Origin of the sequence: Marinovum sp. PR37 (assembly GCF_028807375.1) — a bacterium.
Classification (GTDB): domain Bacteria; phylum Pseudomonadota; class Alphaproteobacteria; order Rhodobacterales; family Rhodobacteraceae; genus Marinovum; species Marinovum algicola.
In genome coordinates this window covers 32,873-50,879 of record NZ_JARAML010000024.1, presented here as the reverse complement: position 1 = coordinate 50,879, position 18,007 = coordinate 32,873, and the positions used below count along the sequence as shown (strand labels likewise).

At 67.0% G+C, this 18,007-nt stretch carries 13 protein-coding genes; 4 read left to right on the top strand and 9 right to left on the bottom strand.

Annotated elements, in window-relative coordinates; all coding sequences use genetic code 11:
- Window positions 1-12 precede the first annotated feature (12 nt).
- Window positions 13-1,296 (bottom strand): PQQ-like beta-propeller repeat protein, encoded by a 1,284-nt coding sequence (locus PVW49_RS18000; protein WP_338020396.1) that lies wholly within the window; start codon window positions 1,294-1,296, stop codon window positions 13-15.
- A 100-nt stretch (window positions 1,297-1,396) separates the two neighbouring features.
- Window positions 1,397-2,053 carry a tetratricopeptide repeat protein gene (locus tag PVW49_RS17995; RefSeq protein WP_274591218.1) on the bottom strand — a complete coding sequence of 219 codons (657 nt, stop codon included), beginning with the start codon at window positions 2,051-2,053 and terminating at the stop codon, window positions 1,397-1,399.
- 259 nt (window positions 2,054-2,312) lie between these two features.
- On the opposite strand from PVW49_RS17995, the gene PVW49_RS17990 reads away from it, so the two are divergent.
- From PVW49_RS17990 to PVW49_RS17980, 3 genes are all read left to right on the top strand, one after another.
- Entirely contained in the window at window positions 2,313-3,635 is a 1,323-nt protein-coding gene (locus tag PVW49_RS17990; protein WP_048531022.1) for an efflux RND transporter periplasmic adaptor subunit, read from the top strand.
- Entirely contained in the window at window positions 3,632-7,342 is a 3,711-nt protein-coding gene (locus PVW49_RS17985; protein WP_274591217.1) for an efflux RND transporter permease subunit, read from the top strand. The genes PVW49_RS17990 and PVW49_RS17985 overlap by 4 nt, the downstream gene beginning before the upstream one ends.
- Window positions 7,343-7,449: 107 nt before the next feature.
- Window positions 7,450-9,279 (top strand): ABCB family ABC transporter ATP-binding protein/permease, encoded by a 1,830-nt coding sequence (locus PVW49_RS17980; protein WP_274591216.1) that lies wholly within the window; start codon window positions 7,450-7,452, stop codon window positions 9,277-9,279.
- Window positions 9,280-9,324: 45 nt separating this feature from the next.
- On the opposite strand, the gene PVW49_RS17975 is transcribed toward PVW49_RS17980, so the two are convergent.
- Window positions 9,325-11,511: a LysM peptidoglycan-binding domain-containing protein gene (locus PVW49_RS17975; RefSeq protein WP_274591215.1), complete on the bottom strand. Its 2,187-nt coding sequence runs from the start codon at window positions 11,509-11,511 to the stop codon at window positions 9,325-9,327.
- A 281-nt stretch (window positions 11,512-11,792) separates the two neighbouring features.
- Between PVW49_RS17975 and PVW49_RS17970 the strand changes: the two genes are divergently transcribed.
- Entirely contained in the window at window positions 11,793-12,347 is a 555-nt protein-coding gene (locus PVW49_RS17970) for a TIGR00730 family Rossman fold protein (RefSeq protein ID WP_074835084.1), read from the top strand.
- 88 nt (window positions 12,348-12,435) lie between these two features.
- Here the strand turns inward: PVW49_RS17970 and PVW49_RS17965 are convergent, their stop codons facing one another.
- The 6 genes from PVW49_RS17965 to PVW49_RS17940 all read right to left on the bottom strand — a co-directional run bounded on the left by PVW49_RS17965 (window position 12,436) and on the right by PVW49_RS17940 (window position 17,947).
- Window positions 12,436-13,044 (bottom strand): superoxide dismutase, encoded by a 609-nt coding sequence (locus PVW49_RS17965; protein ID WP_274591214.1) that lies wholly within the window; start codon window positions 13,042-13,044, stop codon window positions 12,436-12,438.
- A gap of 146 nt (window positions 13,045-13,190) precedes the next feature.
- Window positions 13,191-13,769, bottom strand: a complete 579-nt coding sequence (locus PVW49_RS17960; protein ID WP_048531012.1) for a sarcosine oxidase subunit gamma — start codon at window positions 13,767-13,769, stop codon at window positions 13,191-13,193.
- Window positions 13,762-16,752 (bottom strand): sarcosine oxidase subunit alpha family protein, encoded by a 2,991-nt coding sequence (locus PVW49_RS17955; protein ID WP_274562997.1) that lies wholly within the window; start codon window positions 16,750-16,752, stop codon window positions 13,762-13,764. Before PVW49_RS17955 ends, PVW49_RS17960 begins: the two co-directional genes overlap by 8 nt.
- A gap of 61 nt (window positions 16,753-16,813) precedes the next feature.
- On the bottom strand, window positions 16,814-17,137 hold the full coding sequence (locus tag PVW49_RS17950; protein ID WP_048531008.1) for a sarcosine oxidase subunit delta: 324 nt from the start codon (window positions 17,135-17,137) through the stop codon (window positions 16,814-16,816).
- Between the two features lie 78 nt (window positions 17,138-17,215).
- Window positions 17,216-17,434 carry a hypothetical protein gene (locus PVW49_RS17945; protein ID WP_048531007.1) on the bottom strand — a complete coding sequence of 73 codons (219 nt, stop codon included), beginning with the start codon at window positions 17,432-17,434 and terminating at the stop codon, window positions 17,216-17,218.
- Window positions 17,435-17,686: 252 nt separating this feature from the next.
- Window positions 17,687-17,947 carry a hypothetical protein gene (locus PVW49_RS17940; protein WP_274591213.1) on the bottom strand — a complete coding sequence of 87 codons (261 nt, stop codon included), beginning with the start codon at window positions 17,945-17,947 and terminating at the stop codon, window positions 17,687-17,689.
- Window positions 17,948-18,007: the final 60 nt, after the last annotated feature.

Here is an 18,007-nt window from a genome sequence, read left to right as displayed (position 1 = left end):
CGCCCCGATACATCAGCCGCCCAAGGCCTGCAACTGGCCGTTTTTCGTCACGATATACATGACACCGCCCGCCACCACCGGATTGGTGGTCGCGCCGCCGGGGATTTCGGCGGTCCCGAGCAGCGCGCCGCTGTCAGGATCAAAGGCCCGGAGACGCCCGTCGCCGCCGGCCACGTAAAGCCGCCCGCCGGCCAGGATCGGCCCGTAGTTGCCATGGATTTCGTCGCGTTTGCGCGGCCGCTGGGTGGTATAGCCGGGCAGTTCGACAGACCAGACCTCGGCTCCGTCCGAAACATTGACCCGCTTGAGCGCATTTCGGTCGGAGATGAAGAACACCGCGCCACCGGACACCCAGACCGGTTGCAGCGCCGCGTCGCGCACCGTCCACTTGCGCGAGCCGGAGACTGCGTTGAGCGCCACCAGCCGGCCGCTGTGGTTCGAGACATAGACCGTATCGCCCACCACCACCGGATCGCCGGTGATGTCGCTGACCCGGTTGATGGCAAAACCGTTGCGGTTGCCCGCCAGCGTGGCGTTCCACATCCGCAGACCGCCCTTCTTGAAGGCGCCCTGCACGTCGCCCGAGCCATAGCCGAAGATCACGAACTGATCGGTCACCGCCGGCGCCGGGCCGCCGTGCACGTTGTTGACGTCTTCCAGCCCGTCGATCTGCCAGCGGATGCGGCCGGTGTCGGCCTCGAGCGCCCAGGCGGTGCGGTCGCCGGCCACCAGATAGACGATCTCGCCGTCGTAGCTTGGCGCGGCGGTGCCGCTGGCCTGCAACTTCTGGCTCCAGATCTCGGCGCCGCTGGCCGGATCGAGCGCGGTGACCGTGCCGTAACCGGAGGTGACATAAAGCCGCCCGCCGCCAATCGCCAGCCCGCCCCCCGAGCCCTGCCCGGCGCCATCGCGTGCCGGTGCGAGATTGCGCGTCCAGAGGGTTTTGCCGGCCGTCGACGTGGCGCTGACCAGCGCTTCGCTGTCGAGGGTGAAGATGCGGCCGTCGGCGATCACCGGATCGGCGGTGATGCGCAGCTTGCGGGTGTCGCCCTTGCCGATCGGCGCGGTCCAGAGCGTGCGCGGCGCGGAGCCGAAGGCCGGATGATCGGTGCGGGTGGCGGGTGTGCCATGGCCCTGAAGCCAGGATGCATTGCGTTGTACCGCCGGCAGCGCCAGCGCGTCCGCCGGCGCCGTCTCGGGGGCAAGTGAAGCCTCTTCGGCGCGGATCGGCTCGCGCTCGCCGGGCAGGATCACCTCGTTCTGCGTACAGGCCGCCACCAAGCAAAGCGCAGCCACGCCCAACACCGTCCTGTTCCTTGCCGTTTTCACCAAACCCGTCCCCGTCATTCTTTTACCGGTCGGCCTTTCGTCGGCCAAACCATTGACCTCACACGCTTCAGGCGGCGTCAAGCTCTCCGCCCAAGGCGACAATCACCTGAGAGACCCGCTGGCGCAAGCCCGCCGTCACCTCGGCATCGGCGAGGATGGACTGAAACCGCGCGATTGCGGCTTCGGTGTCACCGGTTTCCACCTCGATCAGCGCGATCTGCTCTTCCGCCAGCAGCCGCAGCGGGCTGCCGGCCCGGGCCAGCGCCTCGAAAGAAGTGCGACGTTCGCTGGCCTCGCGGCTGTCGGATTGCAGCAGCAGCATGCGAAAGGCCGCGATGTCCCGATAGATCTGCGGCACCTCGCCATTGGCGGCAATCGCGGCAAGGGTTTCAGCGGCGGCGGCCTCCCGCTCGGCACTCGCCTGTTCGGCAGCGGTCAGCAGGGCCAGAAGCGCCGTGCCACCGGCAGAGCCGGGCGCGACCTCGCCAAGGGCGGCAATCCGGGCCTCGGGTTCTTCGGTCTCGAGCGCGGCCAGCATCGAATCGCCAAGCGCCTCGGCCTCGGCTTGCTCTTGTGCGCGGGAATATTCCCGCCATGCCGCGCCGCCGACGATCAGCAGCACCAGCAGCACGCCGATCCAGCCGTACCGCTTGAGCAGCAGGAAAAGCCGGTCGCGGCGGACCTCTTCGGTCACTTCTTCGATGAAACTGTCGGTCTGGCTCACGTCACTGCCTCATGTCTTGCGCCGATGGTGCGGCGAGCGGGTCGATCCCGCCCCTCTTACCCCGGCCCGGTGCAAGTGCCAAGGGCCGGGCAACCGCTTCGAAACCCGGCGGCGCTGCGGCTTTATTGCAGCCTGGCAAGGAAAAGTATAAACTGAACTGGTCTGTTCAGCGTATCATCCTTATATGACCTCGGTAAGCGCAGGAGAGTGATCTGCTGCGCCGGATTTTGCGGTGTGTGAGACTCGAAGAAAGCATGGTATGCGACTTATCCCACTTTTGACGGCAATTGCCGTGACAGCTTTTCTGGTGGTTGCCGTGTTGCAACGCGACGCCCTGTTCGATTTCGCGCGCGAAAATCACCTGGCGCTGGTGCTGGGCGATGCCCCCGAGGACGAGGCCGCCGCATCCGAGCCGGAGGCAGAGCCGGAGCCCGTCCCGGAAACGCCGGCACCGCAGGGCGTGCGCGTGGTGGCGCGGCACTCGCAGGCCGAGGTGGTTGATACCGCCGTGATCCTGCGCGGCCAGACCGAGGCCGCCCGCGAAGTCAACGTGATGGCCGAAACCAGCGGTCTTGTTGTCTCGGACCCACTGCGCAAGGGCGCCTTTGTCGAACAGGGCCAGCTTTTGTGCGAGCTTGATCCCGGCACCCGCGGCGCCTCGCTCGACGAGGCGCTGGCGCGGCTGGAAGAGGCCGAGGCGCGGGTGCCCGGCATCGAGGCCGGGGTGCCCGAGGCCGAAGCCCGGCTGCAAGAGGCGCTGGCCCGTCTCGACGAGGCCGAAATCAATGCCCGCGCCGCCAAGGCGCTCAAGGAAGACGGTTTTTCCACCGACACCCGCGTCGCCGCGACCGCCGCCGCCGTGCGCAGCGCCGAAGCCTCGGTCAGCGCGGCCCGTGCCGGGCTCGAGATCGCGAAATCCGGCCTCAAGGGCGCGCAGGCCTCAATCCGTACCGCCGAGGCCGCCGTCGCCGCCGCCCGCAAGGAAATCGACCGGCTCGAGGTCAGGGCACCGTTCGCCGGCCTGCTGGAATCGGACGCGGCCGAGCTTGGCACGCTGATGCAGCCGGGCGCGCTCTGCGCCACGATCATCCAGCTCGATCCGATCAAGCTGGTGGCCTATGTCCCGGAAACCGAAGTTGCCCGCGTCGAGCTTGGCGCCCTGGCCGGGGCCGAATTGGCCGAAGGCCGCGACGTGGCCGGCCAGGTCACCTTCCTGTCACGCTCGGCCGATCCCACCACCCGCACCTTCCGGGTCGAGATCACCGCCGCCAATCCCGATCTGAAGATCCGTGACGGCCAGACCGCCGAGATCGCCATTTCCACCGCCGGCGTTGCCGCGCATCTCCTGCCCGCCTCGGTCTTGACGCTGAACGATGACGGCACCCTCGGCATCCGCAGCGTCACCTCGGACAGCACCGCCGCCTTTCTGCCGGTCACCTTGCTGCGTGACACGCGCGAGGGCGTCTGGCTGGCCGGGCTGCCCGAAACGGTCGATGTCATCACCCTGGGGCAGGAATATGTCGAAAGCGGTGTCAGGGTGATCCCCACCTATCGCGAGGCAACCGCGGAGGTCAGCCAATGACCGGCATGGTCGATTGGGCGGCTGACCGCGCGCGGATGGTTCTGGCCTTCATTGCCCTCTCGCTTCTGGCGGGGGGCTTTGCCTATGTGGGGCTGCCGAAAGAGGGCGAGCCGGATATCGAGATCCCGGCGCTCTTTGTCTCGGTCCCCTTCCCCGGGATTTCCGCCGCCGATGCCGAGACGCTGCTGGTCAAACCGATGGAAACCGAGCTTTCCGATCTCGACGGGCTGGAGACGCTCTCCGGCACCGCCGCCGAGGGTTATGCCGGCGTGGCGCTGGAGTTCGAGTTCGGCTGGGACAAGACCAAGGTCATGGCCGACGTCCGCGATGCGATGAAATCGGCCGAGGCGAATTTTCCCGATGGCGCCGAGCAATACACCATCAACGAGATCAACTTTTCCGAATTTCCCATCGTCATCGTCAACCTGACCGGCGCCGTGCCCGAACGCACCATGGCCCGCGTCGCCGAGGATTTGCAGGACCGGATCGAGGGGCTCGACAGCGTGCTCGAGGCCGGGATCGCCGGCAAGCGCGACGAGATGCTCGAGGTGGTGATCGATCCGCTGCGGCTCGAGGCCTACAACGTCACGGCCGGCGAGCTGATCGGCGTGGTGCAGAACAACAACCAGTTGATTGCCGCCGGCGAGGTCGAAACCGCGCAGGGCACCTTCGCGGTCAAGATCCCCTCCTCCTTTGACGAGCCGCAGGACATCTTCAATCTGCCGGTCAAGACAAACGGCGACCGCGTGGTGACGCTGGGCGATCTGGCGCAGATCCAGCTCACCTTCGAAGACCGGCTTGGCACCGCCCGTTTCAACGGCGAGGAGACGGTGGCCCTTCAGGTGGTAAAGCGCAAGGGTTTCAACCTGATCGACACCGCAGCTCAGGTAAAGGAAGAGGTCGCCGCCGCGCAGGCCGACTGGCCGGACGAATTGCGCGCCGCCGTCGAAGTGGGCACCTCGAATGACCAGAGCCGGGTTGTCGCATCGATGGTCAGCCAGCTCGAGGGCTCGGTGCTGACCGCCATCGCGCTGGTGATGATCGTGGTGCTGGCGGCGCTCGGCACACGGCCGGCGCTGCTGGTCGGATTTGCCATTCCCACATCGTTCCTGCTCTGCTTCGTGCTTCTGGGCGTGATGGGCATCACGATTTCGAACATCGTCATGTTCGGACTGATCCTTGCCGTCGGCATGCTGGTCGATGGCGCCATCGTGGTGGTGGAATATGCCGACAAACGCATCCGCGACGGCGTCGGCCCGATGCATGCCTATGTCGAGGCCGCCAAGCGGATGTTCTGGCCGATCGTCTCATCCACCGCCACGACGCTCTGTGCCTTCCTGCCGATGTTGTTCTGGCCCGGCATTCCCGGCGAGTTCATGGGCATGCTGCCGGTTACCCTGATCTTCGTGCTCTCGGCCTCGCTGATCGTGGCGCTGATCTACCTGCCGGTGATGGGCGGCGTGACCGGGCGGATGAGCCGGATGTTCGCCCGCTCGTCCGACTGGCTCGAGCGGCGTTTCCCCTGGATCGTCCGCGCCGCGCTGGTGCCGGTCTCGCTGATGGTGATCTTTGTCGGTGCCATGCAGGTGCTCAACCCGGCCTACCTCTTCGCCACGCCGCTGCAAGGCGCGCTGGCGGTGCTGCCCGGTGCGGCGATCTTTCTCGCCGGCGCCTTCATGGCCTCGGTCACGCTGGGCGCGGTCGAGTTTCACTGGCAGCGCAAGCGTATCCGCGCCGGCCGGCGCCGCACGCTCTTTGGCTGGTTCATCAAGCTGATCGCCGGCAACCCGATCATGCCCATCGTCACCGCCGCGGCGGTGCTGGGTTTTGTGATGTCGGTCTTTGGCTACTTCGGCGAGAACAACAGGGGCGTCGAATTCTTTGTCGAAAGCGAGCCGGAACAGGCCATCGTCTATGTGCTGGCGCGCGGCAATCTCTCGCTCGAGGAAAAGGATGCCATCGTCCGCCAGGCCGAGGACATCGTGCTGGCCCATCCCGGGGTCGATAATGCCTTTGCCTTTGCCGGGGACGGCGGGCTGAATTCCAACACCGGCGGCGCCGAGCCGCCAAAGGAAACCATCGGCCAGGTCCAGCTCGAGACCATCCCCTGGGAAGACCGCACCGACCGCCCCGATCTCGACGGCGATATCATCCTCGAGGAATTGCAGGCCGAGCTCGAGCAAATCCCCGGCGTGCGCATCGAGATCCTGGCCCAGGCGCGCGGCCCGGCCAGCGCCAAGCCGGTGCATCTGCGTCTCAAGGGCGACAATTGGGAAGACCTGATCGCCGCCACCGAAACCGCCCGCGCGCGGTTCGAGGCGACCCCGGGGCTGCACCTGGTCGAAGACACGCTGCCCCTGCCCGGCATCGACTGGCAGATCGACGTCGATGTCGAAAAGGCCGGCCGCTTCGGCGCCGATGTGGCTACCGTCGGCGCCATGGTGCAGCTCGTGACCCGCGGCATCCTGCTCGACACCATGCGGGTGGACAGCTCGGACGAAGAGATCGACATTCGCGTCCGCCTGCCCGAAGCCGACCGCGTGCTGTCGACGCTCGATACGCTCAAGGTCCGCACCGCCGATGGCCTGGTGCCGCTGTCGAATTTCGTCACCCGCCAGCCGGTCGCCAAACTGGCCGAGATCGCGCGTGTCGACCAGAAACGCTATTTCGACGTCAAGGCCGCGGTACGGCCCGGGCTGACCACCTTTGTCACCGGCGACGGCGAATCCGCCCGGATCCTCGCCCATGGCCGGGCCGTCCCCGAGGGCGAGACCGGCGACCTGACCGTCGGCGCCACCGATTATCTGATCGAGGGCTATGGCGCGGGACAGACGCTCGAGACGCTGAAGACCGCCGAGCTGCGCGCCGTGCCGCTGACCGCCAATGAGCGTATCGCGCAGCTTACGGACTGGCTCGGGACCGCGCCGCTGGGGCCGGGCATCGAGACCGAATGGACCGGCGATCAGGAGGATCAGGAGGAAAGCCAGCAATTCCTGATGTCCGCCTTTGCCGGGGCGCTGGGGCTGATGTTCATCATCCTGCTGGCGCAGTTCAACAGCTTCTACAATTCGGTGCTGGTGCTCTTGGCCGTGGTGCTCTCGACCACCGGCGTGCTGATCGGCATGCTGGTGATGGATCAGACCTTCTCGATCATCATGACCGGCACCGGCATCGTCGCCCTCGCCGGCATCGTGGTGAACAACAACATCGTTCTGATCGACACCTACATGGAATATTCGCGCTACATGCCGCGGATCGAGGCCATCGTGCGCACCGCCGAGGACCGCATCCGCCCGGTGCTCCTGACCACGATCACCACAATGGCGGGCCTGGCGCCGATGATGTTCGGGCTCAGCCTGGATTTCTGGGCCGGCGGCTATTCCATCGACAGCCCCACCGCGCTTTGGTGGAAACAGCTGGCCACCGCCGTGGTCTTTGGCCTTGGTATCGCCACGGTGCTGACGCTGGTGTTCACCCCCGCCATGCTGGCGATGCGGGTCTGGTTCTGGACCTATGTGTTCTGGTTCGCCCGTCTGCTGGCCCGGCTGGGTCAGGGCCGGTCGAGCCGGGCCGCCCGCGACTGGGCACTGAACCGCAAGGCGCGGCGGATCAAGCACCCGGAAATCCTCTGGGTCGACGATCCCGCGCCGCCCGCGCCCGCGCCGGCCGAGACGCAACCCGAATTGCCGCTGCGCGCGGCGGAATGAGCGGAGGGCCGGAGCCTCGAAGAATCCGGCCCTGAATTCTCAGGAATTCAGGCAGGATCCGCCGACAGATCCTGCGCCGCCCCATCAGACGACCGAAAGACTTGCAAATGACAGCCACCGACGCGCAGCCCGCCGAGGACGCCAACGCCGCCATCGCCCGGGAGGAACGCCGTTCCGGCTGGCGCACCATCAACCGCGTCGCCCCCTACCTCTGGCCCGACGATCACCCCTGGGTCAAGAAACGCGTCATCGCCGCCATGGCGGTGCTGGTGCTGGCCAAGCTGATCGCCGTCGGCACGCCGATGCTTTACAAGGCGGCGGTCGACACCCTCGGAGGCGAAGGCTCGACCCTGCTGCTCGGCGCGGTGGGGCTCACCGTGGCCTATGGCATGGCGCGGCTGATGACCAACGGCTTTCAGCAGCTGCGCGACGCGCTCTTTGCGGCGGTCGGCCAGCGTGCCCTGCGGCAATTGGCGCTCGAGACCTTTACCCATATCCACCGGTTGTCGATGCGCTATCACATCACCCGCAAGACCGGCGGGCTGAGCCGCATCATCGAACGCGGGGTCAAGGGCGTCGAGTTCCTGCTGCGCTTCATGCTGTTCTCGGTCGGGCCGCTGGTGCTGGAACTGCTGCTGATCGCCGTGGTGCTGTTTTTCCTGTTCGACGTCTGGTATCTGGCCGTGGTGGCGGTGACCATCGCGCTTTATGTCTGGTTCACCTTCAAGGTCACCGAATGGCGGGTCAAACTGCGCCGCCAGATGAACGATCAGGACACCGACGCCAATCAGAAGGCGATCGACAGCCTGCTCAATTTCGAAACGGTCAAGTATTTCGGCGCCGAAGCCCGCGAGGCGGCGCGCTATGACCAGGCCATGGCAGGGTACGAACGCGCGGCGCTCAAGACCTCCTATTCACTGGCCTTCCTCAATTTCGGCCAGTCCTTCCTGATCACCGCCGGGCTGGTGGGGGTCATGGTGATGGCGGCGCTCGGGGTGCAGAACGGCGATCTGACGGTGGGCGATTTCGTCATGGTCAACGCCTACATGATCCAGATCACCATGCCGCTGAACTTTCTCGGCACGGTCTACCGCGAGATCCGCCAGAGCCTGGTCGATATGGGCGAGATGTTCGGCCTGCTCGAACAACCGGCCGAGATCGCTGACAAGCCCGGCGCGCCGGCGCTGCATGTTGTCGGCGGCACGGTGGCGCTGAATGACGTGCATTTCGGCTATGATCCGGCCCGGCCCATCCTCAAGGGGGTATCGGTCACCGCGCAGGCGGGTCAAAAGGTGGCCATCGTCGGCCCCTCGGGCTCTGGCAAGAGCACCATCGGCCGGCTGCTGTTCCGGTTCTACGACGTAACCGACGGGTCGCTCACCATCGACGGCCAGGACGTGCGCGACGTGACCCAGGACAGTCTGCATGACGCCATCGGCGTGGTGCCGCAGGACACGGTGCTGTTCAACGACTCGATCTATTACAACATCGAATATGGCCGCGAAGGGGCCAGCCGCGACGAGATCATCGCCGCCGCGAAATCCGCGCAGATCCACGACTTCATCAAGAGCCTGCCCGAAGGCTATGACACCATGGTCGGCGAACGCGGGCTCAAGCTCTCGGGCGGCGAGAAACAGCGCGTCGGCATCGCCCGCACCCTGCTCAAGAACCCGCCGATCCTGCTGTTGGACGAGGCCACCTCGGCGCTCGACAGCGAGACCGAACAGGAAATCCAGGGCGCGCTGGATCGCGCCGCCGAGGGGCGCACGGTGCTGATGATCGCGCACCGGCTCTCGACCGTGGCCGAGGCCGATCAGATCATCGTGTTGCAGGACGGCGAGATCGTCGAACGCGGCACCCATGCCGATCTGCTGGCGCGCGACGGCCGCTATGCCAGCCTCTGGCGCCGGCAACAGGCGGAAGCCGACGCCGCCTGAGGCCCCGGCCACTTGGGCCGAGAAGCGTTTACGGGGGCGGCGCGCCTATTCCGCCGCCTCCTCTGCCGGAAGGTCGAACACCTGCCCCGGATAGATCAGGTCGGGATCGCGGATCTGCCCCCGGTTGGCATCGAAGACCCGCACATAAAGGATGCCCTCGCCATAGCGGTCGCGGGCGATCTGCCAGAGGGTATTGCCCGGCTGCACGGTGACGATCCTGACCGGCCCGTCGCCCTCGGTGGCGTTTGACGCCTTGTCCAGCGCCTCGCGGTCCTCGCGCAGGAATGGTGTTTCGGCGCGCGAGGTGACCTCGCCCGCCCCGTCCACCTCGTCGACGCGCAGGGTATAGACCCCCTTGTCGACCTGCGGCAGCGTCACCCGCCAGGAGCCATCGGCGCGGACCCGCGACGTGGTGATCGGCGTGTTGTCCAGGTAGACCCGGACAAAACCGCCGGCCTCGCCGCCGGTGCCGCGCCCGGCAAGCGCAACATCGCCGGCGTTGTCATAGCTGATCGTGTCGATCGCCACCCGGTCCAGCACCTCCGGCCCGGTCAGCACCCGCACTCCTTCATTGTCCGAGGCCAACAAGGTCGGTGGCGTCTCGGGTTCCGGCGCCGCCGGGGACTCCACCGCCTCCGGCACCGCGCGCAGCGGGTCGGTGTCGCGGCTGACCGTCTCGGCCACCTCGGCCACCGGATCGGCCGCGGTTGCCGCGGGCGCGGGCGCAACCAGCACCGGGGCGGCGCCGACCCCGGCGGGCGGCTCGGAGGTATCCGCGGCGGCGATGTCTTCGGACCGGTCCGCGCCGGCGGATGCCGGCGCCGAAGTGTCCACCGCGGCGGGGCGATCCGGCACTGCGGGGTCTGCCTCGTCCGGAGCCGGTTCCGTTACGGCCGCTGTCGCCACGGGCTCGGGCGCGGCGGGGGTCTGCACCGGGGGGTCGATCTTCTCCGGACTGGCGGCGGCGCCCTCGGGCACGTCCAGCGCGGCCACGGCCTCTGTCGTGCGTTCCGGCTCGGGGCTTTCGTCTGCTGCCCCGGCAACAGGGCGCTCGGCCACCACTTCTGCGCTCGGGGTCTCCCCTGCGTCCGCCGCTGCGCCGCCATCGGAACCGGCAGGTTGCGGTTTTACGACTTCCGCGATGTCGCCGGCGGGCGCGATTTCCGCATCCGCTGCCGTTTCGGCGCCCTCCGCGTCGGGCAGAGCGGCGCGGTCACGCGGTTCGGATTCCACCGGTGTCTTCTCGGCCACGGCCTCGGGCGCCGGGGCCGCTTCATCGGGCGCGGCTTTGTCCACCGCGCCAAAGGGCGCGACGATGATCTCGGTCTTGGAAAAGACCTCCGTGTCGGCCAGCCCCGTGGCGAGGGTCATCAGCCGGGGCTGGCGGCTGGGCGGGATGCGCAGCAGGCTGACGAAACGGCCGTCGCTGCCCGAGGTGGTTTCGCCGATCTCGCCGCCATCGAGAAAGATCCGCACCGGCGCCCGGGCCGCGCCTTCGCCCGCCACGATCGCCGAGCCGTCGGGCTCGATCCGCACCAGATCGAAGGTCGGCGGCACAAGCGGCGGCGCGGCCTTGTCCACGGGCTCGGGTTCTGGCGGCGTCGGCTCTGCGGTTGCAGGATCCGGTGTGGGGTCGCTGTCGGGCAGTTCGGCAGTTTCGGCCTCTGGCACGGCCTCAGGGGCCTCGGCCCTTTCGGCGTCCGGTGCCGGGTCGGGGTCAGAGGCGATTGCGCCCGCGTTTTCCGGCGCGGCGCCGGCGTCCGGTGCAGGCTCTGGCGCGGCCACCGGCGCAGGCTCCTCCTCCGGCAGCTCGGCGATCTCGGCCTCCGGCGTTGGCTCGTCGTCCGGCATCTCGGCGCTCTCGGCCTCCGGCGCCGGGCCATTATCCGGCACCTCGGTTAGCTCGGCCTCCGGCACGGGGTCGCTGTCGGGCAGCTCGGCAAGCTCGGCTTCCGGTGCGGGGTCGCGGTCCGGCTTTTTGGCAGGCTCGGCCTCCGGCGCCGGGTCGCTGTCAACGCTCTCGACGACCGGCGCGGGCCCCGAGTCTTGCGCCTCGTCTTGCGCCGCGTCGCTCTCGGGCTTCGGCGTATTCGCGGGCTCGGGCGTGATCAGTGCCGCCGGGGTCTCGCGAGGCGTCTCGGGATCGCCATAGAGCGTCATGACCACATACCCCGCAATGGCCACAGCCGCGCCGGCCGCGCCTCCGCCCAGATATCCGATCCATTTCGCCATTTTGGTCCCCTTTGCGCGCATTGGGCAGTCCGGAGCGCGCGGCCCCCTAATTCCCGGCAGATGTCCTCAATTAACCGTGAAACCACTGGGAAAAAACGTACAAAACACTAGCAGGGGCGGTCATCACGGTCAAAATGTGGATTTCCGGCGACATTTTCGGACACCCTCCGCCCCGCAGCGGCCTGCGCGCGCCGCAGGACCGGCCGGGTGCGTTGACTTCCCATGCTGCACGCGCAACATGTCCAGAGATTACAGGACGACCGAGGCAGGAGCGAGTGACAATGACCGACATCTCTGTGTGCGTTTACTGCGGCTCGCGTGATGGCTCAGATCCGGCCTATGCCGAGGCCGCCGAAACGCTGGGCCGGGCGCTGGCCGACGAGAGCTGGCGGCTGGTCTACGGTGCCGGTGACGTCGGCCTCATGGGGCGCGTGGCGCGCAGCGCGCAGGATAGCGGCGGCGAGACCTTTGGCGTGATCCCCAAACACCTGCTGGATGTCGAAGTCGGCAAGCGCGATCTCTCGACCTTTGTCGTCACCGAAACCATGCACGAGCGCAAGAAGGTCATGCTGATGAACGCCAATGCGGTCATCCTGCTGCCCGGCGGCGCCGGATCGCTCGACGAATTCTTCGAGGTGCTGACATGGGCGCAGCTTGGCCTGCATGACAAGCCGGTGATCCTGCTGAACGTGGCGGGCTATTGGAACCCGCTGCTGGCGCTGCTCGATCACGTGATCGATCAGGGCTTTGCCGAAGCCTCGCTGCGCGCCTTCTGGGAACCGGCCGAAAACGTCGCCGATTGCGTGGCCAAGCTGCGCACCGCGCTGGGTCGCTGATCCCGGCCGGCTTTGGCCCGGACAGCTGCAACGAAAAGGCCCGCCCGTGGGAAACGGGCGGGCCAAAATTCAGCGTTCAGAAGCGATATCAGGCGCTTGCGAGACGTTCCGCGACATTTTCCCAGTTCACCAGGTTGTCGAGGAAGTTGTCGAGATACGCCGGGCGCTTGTTGCGGAAATCGATGTAATAGGAGTGCTCCCAGACGTCGCAGCCCAACAGCGCGGTCTGGTTGAAGCACAGCGGGTTGACGCCGTTTTCGGTCTTGGTGACCTTCAGCGAGCCGTCGGTATCGACAACCAGCCAGGCCCAGCCCGAGCCGAACTGACCGGCGCCGGCCGCAGCGAATTGCTTCTTGAACTCGTCGACCGAGCCGAAGCCATCCTTCAGGCGGCTTTCCAGCTCGCCCGGCAGGCTGGCGTTGTTCGGGCCCATCATTTCCCAGAACTGCATGTGGTTCCAGTGCTGCGACGCATTGTTGAAGATGCCCGATTGCGCCACGGCGTTGGCGTCATAGGTGCCCTTGACGATCTCTTCGAGCGTCTTGCCTTCCCACTCGGTGCCCGAGATCAGCTTGTTGCCGTTGTCGACATAGGCCTTGTGGTGGATGTCGTGGTGGTACTCGAGCGTTTCCTTGCTCATGCCTTGGCCGGCAAGGGCATCGTGCGCATAGGGAAGATCGGGAAGTTCGAAAGCCATGGGTACACCCCTTTTTCTTGATGGTCGCGTTCCCGGTATAAGTGAGCGCGTGCGGCGGAGAGGTCAACCCCTGCCGAGCGGGTTGACGCCCTTCGCCGTCCGAAGAAGCGGCGCGCCGGGTCGGCCGCGCCTGCCCCGTGGTCAGCCTAGTGGAATCCGACCGCCGATCCCGGCTGCGCCGCGGTCTTCAAAAGGTCGAAGACATAGCGCGCGACCGAGCGGAAGCAGATCACCTGCGCCGCGGTCTCGCTCCTCAGCCAGAAGGCCGCCGGCACCTGCGCCAGCCGCGAGCGGCGCAGCTCGCCCGGCGGCAGGGCGGCGGCCGACATATCCGCCGGCGTCAGCTTGGCCAGCACGTCACGCAGCCCGCCGCCACGCAGTTCGAACATCGCGCGGGCATCGGAAACGTCGGTTACCAGCGCATGGTAGCTGTAAAGCAGCTTGTCCATCGAGGCGACGGCCTCGGCCGTCTCGTCATAGGGGCAGAGCACCAGCAGCTCGTCGGGCGCCATCCACAACAGGCCGCGCGCCCCTTCGCATTCGGCCGCGCGCTGCGCCGGCATGTCGACCCCGGCGACGCCGGTCGCGGCATTCTTGAGCGGCGGCATGGCCAGATCGCCGCGCAATGAGATCATGCCCTGCGCCGGCATTTCCCGGACCGAGACCAGACCGTCGAACTGTGCCCCGCCAAGGGCGGTGACCGGTGTTGCCAGCGCCTCAGACATTCTGTTTCTCCCCGTCCTTGTCGTAGAAGACCGGATCCACGATCCGCGCCTCGATCATGGTTGTGCCGTCGGATTTGGCAAAGCGGATCACCTCGCCCATCCGGTCGGGCCCGTGCCGCACCAGCCCCATGGCGATGCCGCGACCCAGGGTCGGCGAATGATAGGATGAAGTCACCCGCCCCTGCACGTTACGCTGGCCATTGGCGTTTTCGCCCTCGTCCACCGCATAGGCGCCATCGGGCAGCACCGAGCCGTCGACAGTCTCGAGCCCGACCAGCTTCCAGCGGTCGTCGCGGGTCATGTCGGGTCGTTGCTGCGCGCGTTTGCCGAGATAGTCGGTTTTCTTCTTGGAAATCGCCCAGTCCAGCCCGAGATCCTGCGGGATCACCGTGCCGTCGGTCTCGTCGCCGATCATGATGAAGCCCTTTTCGGCGCGCATGATGTGCAGCGCCTCGGTGCCATAGGGCATGACGTCGAACTGCCGCCCAACGGTCATCAGCAGATCCCAGAGCTGGCGCGCATAGCCCGCCTTGACCGCGATCTCGAAGCTCAGCTCACCGGAAAACGAGATGCGGTAGATCCGCACCGGAATGCCGCCCAACTCGCCCTCGGCCCAGCCCATGAAGGGCAGTGTCTCCTGACTGACGTCCATGCCGCCGATCGCCTCGAGCAGCTTGCGCGCCTTGGGGCCGACCACGGCGATCTGGCCGAATTGCTCGGTGACATTGGCGGTATAGACCAGCCAGTCCCACCATTCGCATTGCAGCCAATCCTCCATCTGCGCGTGGATGTGATCGGCGCCGCCCGAGGTGGTGTGGCAGAGGAAGGTTTCATCATCGATCCGCGCCACGACCCCGTCATCGATCAGAAAGCCGTTTTCGTTGCACATCAGCCCATAGCGGCATTTGCCGGGTTTCAGCGTCGACATCATGTTGGTGTAGAGCATGTCGAGGAATTTTCCGGCATCCGGTCCCTTGACGACGATCTTGCCCAGGGTCGAGGCGTCGAGCAGCCCGAGGTTTTCGCGGGTGTTGGTCACTTCTCGCATGACCGCGTCGTGCGTGCTCTCTCCGGGACGCAGGATGGCGTAGGGCCGGCGCCACTGGCCCACCGGCTCCCATTCGGCGCCATTGGCGTCAAGCCAGCCGTGGATCGGGGTTTCGCGCACCGGCTGAAAAATTTCGGCCCGGGCCTGACCGGCGATCGCGCCCATGGAGATCGGCGTGTAAGGCGGGCGGAAAGTGGTGGTGCCGACCTCGGGTATCGTCGCGCCAAGCGCACCCGAAAGCGTCGCCAGCCCGTTGATATTGCTCAGCTTGCCCTGATCCGTGGCCATGCCCAGCGTGGTATAGCGCTTGGCGTGTTCGACGCTCTCGAATCCCTCGCGGGCAGCCAGTTGAACGTCAGAAACCTTGACGTCGTTCTGATAATCCAGCCAGGCCTTCATCCGGTGCTTGATGCTGGCACCCTGCGGCATCATCCAGACCGGCGCCAGCGGCGTTTCCGCCTCGGCGCTGGCCTGCGGCGCCGGCTCATCGCCAAGGCGCGCGGCATCGTCGAGCACCTCTTGCAGGCTCAACGCGCCATTGGCGGCGCCGACAACGGTGACCATCGGCTGACCCTTCTCACCGGTTGGCGGCTGGTCGGGATCGGGGCGGAACATGACGCGGCGCTCGTCCCAGATCAGCTTGCCGCCGCAATGCGACCAGAGGTGCACCACCGGCGACCAGCCGCCCGACATGGCCACGGCCTCGCAGGCGATTTCCTCGATCACCGCACCGCCTTCACCGGCATGGCTGCAAATCGCCACGCCGCGAACCCGCTTGCCGCCGATCACATGGTCGATGGCATGGCCTTGCAGGATGCGGATGCCCTTGGCGCGGGCCTCGGCCATCAGCGGGCTGTCTTTCGGCAGGACACGGGCATCGATGATCGCCGGCACGGCGAGCCCGGCGCGACGCAGGGCCAGAGCGGTGCGATAGGCATCGTCGTTGTTGGTGACCACGACGGTGCGGTCGCCGGGGCTGACCGCCCAGTTGACCAAATAGTCACGCACCGCCGAGGCCAGCATCACGCCGGGAATGTCGTTGCCGGCAAAGGGCAGCGGCCGTTCGATGGCTCCGGTGGCGGTGATGACCTGCCCGGCGCGGATCCGCCAGAGCCGGTGGCGCGGGCCCTTGGCCTGCGGTGCATGATCGCTCAGACGTTCGTAGGCCAGCACATAGCCATGGTCATAGACCCCTGCCCCCATGCAGCGACTGCGCAGGGTGACATTCTCCATCGCTTCGAGATCGGCCAGCAGCCGGGCCACATGGGCCTCGGTCGAATGGCCGTCGATCTCGCCGCCATCCACCGGCGCGCGACCGCCCCATTGGGCGGATTGCTCGACCAGCAGCACCCGGCCGCCGGCCGCGCCCGCGCGTTTCGCCGCCTCGAGCCCGGCGAGGCCGCCGCCTACCACCAGCGTATCGACATGGGCATGGAAATGCTCGTAGGTGTCGGGATCGCGGGCCTCGGCATCCGGCGCGCGCCCCAGACCGGCGGATTTGCGGATGAACGGCTCGTAGACGTGTTTCCAGAAGGCGCGCGGCTTCATGAAGGTCTTGTAATAGAACCCCGCCGGCAGAAAGGCCGAAAAGGCGGCATTGACCGCACCGATATCGGTTTCCAGGCTGGGCCAGTGGTTCTGGCTCTGCGCGCTCAGCCCGTCGAAAAGCTCGGTGGTGGTGGCGCGCTGGTTGGGCTCGAACCGGTGCCCCTCGCCCAGCCCCATCAGCGCATTGGGCTCTTCGCCGCCCGAGGCCACGATGCCGCGCGGACGGTGGTATTTGAACGAGCGGCCCACCAGCATCTGGTCATTGGCGAGCAGCGCCGAGGCGAGGGTGTCGCCGGCATGGCCGGTCAGGCGCTTGCCGTTGAAGGTGAAGCTCTGCTGTTTCGAGCGGTCGATCAACCGGCCGCCGGTGGCGAGGCGTGTGCTCATGTGTCGGACCCTTTCGTGCGGGGCTGGCCGCGGACATGCGTATTGACGAGAAGTGAAGGCATCAGGAGGCGCGGGTCCAGCCCGGGCGCTTGTCGCGGATGGCGGCAAGGATGTGGTCGGGCGGCTCGGTGGTCTGCGCTTCGTAGGTGCCGAAAACCTCGAGTGTCCGGGTGTCGCGCGCCGCGAGGAACCACTTGCCGCAGCCATAGGCATGGCGCCAGCGTTCGAAATGCACGCCGCGCGGGTTGGCGCGGGAAAACAGGTAGTCGTGAAAGGCGTCGTCATCCGAGCCGGGGCCGTGACGGGTGAGATGGGCCTCGCCGCCGGGGGTCAGCTCAGTTTCATCGGTCTGGACGTCGCAATAGGGGCAATGCAGGGTCAGCATGGCAGGCTCCGGTCTTGGCGCAGCAAAAGGCGGGCGCCAAGCGACGCCCGCCTTGCAGCTTGGTGGATCTGGATCGGGTCAGTCGGCCGCGACGGGCGCGGCATCATCGGCCAGCGGCTCTGTTGTGGCCGCAGGCGCATTGACGGCCTCGGCGCCGGTGATGTTGCCACCGGTGCCGGCAAAGGCCACCCAGAGGATGAGCAGCAGCACCAGCAAGGCAGCGACAATCCACATCCAGGGGCGGCCGCGCGGTGCGCGGGTGCGCAGCGGGTCGGTCCGAGGGATCGGGTCAGGCATGGGAAATCCTCCTTTCGCACTGCAAAAGATAGGTCGCCCAAGGGTGGCCGGACAGGGAGGCGCGCGGTCCTGGCGGGCGATGAGCCGGATTTCGCGGATGCGCACCCGAAAAATAGGCCGGCTTTGGCCGAAGCCTTGCCGGATTGCGGCCCCGGGACCGTCCCAGCGCCTCGGGCGTCCACCCGCTGACCCCATGCCGAAAGGCCCGGTGACGGCAGCGCCGCCGGGCCTTTCGCCGTACTGCGCCAGGCGTTACTGGCCTTCGGCGGCGTCTTCGACGGCCTCGCCCGCACCTTCGACGGCCTCGCCGGCGCCTTCGATGGTGACATTGACGTCACTGGTGCCGCCGGCCGGGCCGGGCACGTCGCCGCCGGCAAAGAGGAACCAGGCGATGATCGCCACGACAACGACCAGGATGCCGACGATAAAGGCCAGGCCGCTGTTGCCGCCCGAGCTGTTCGTGGTGGTTGTCGTCGTGGTGTTGAGGCGTTCGCGGTCGGTATGGTCAACCATGTCAGGTCTCCTGTGAAGCGTTCGTTCACAGGGCAAACGTCAGGCCGGTGCCCGGGGTTC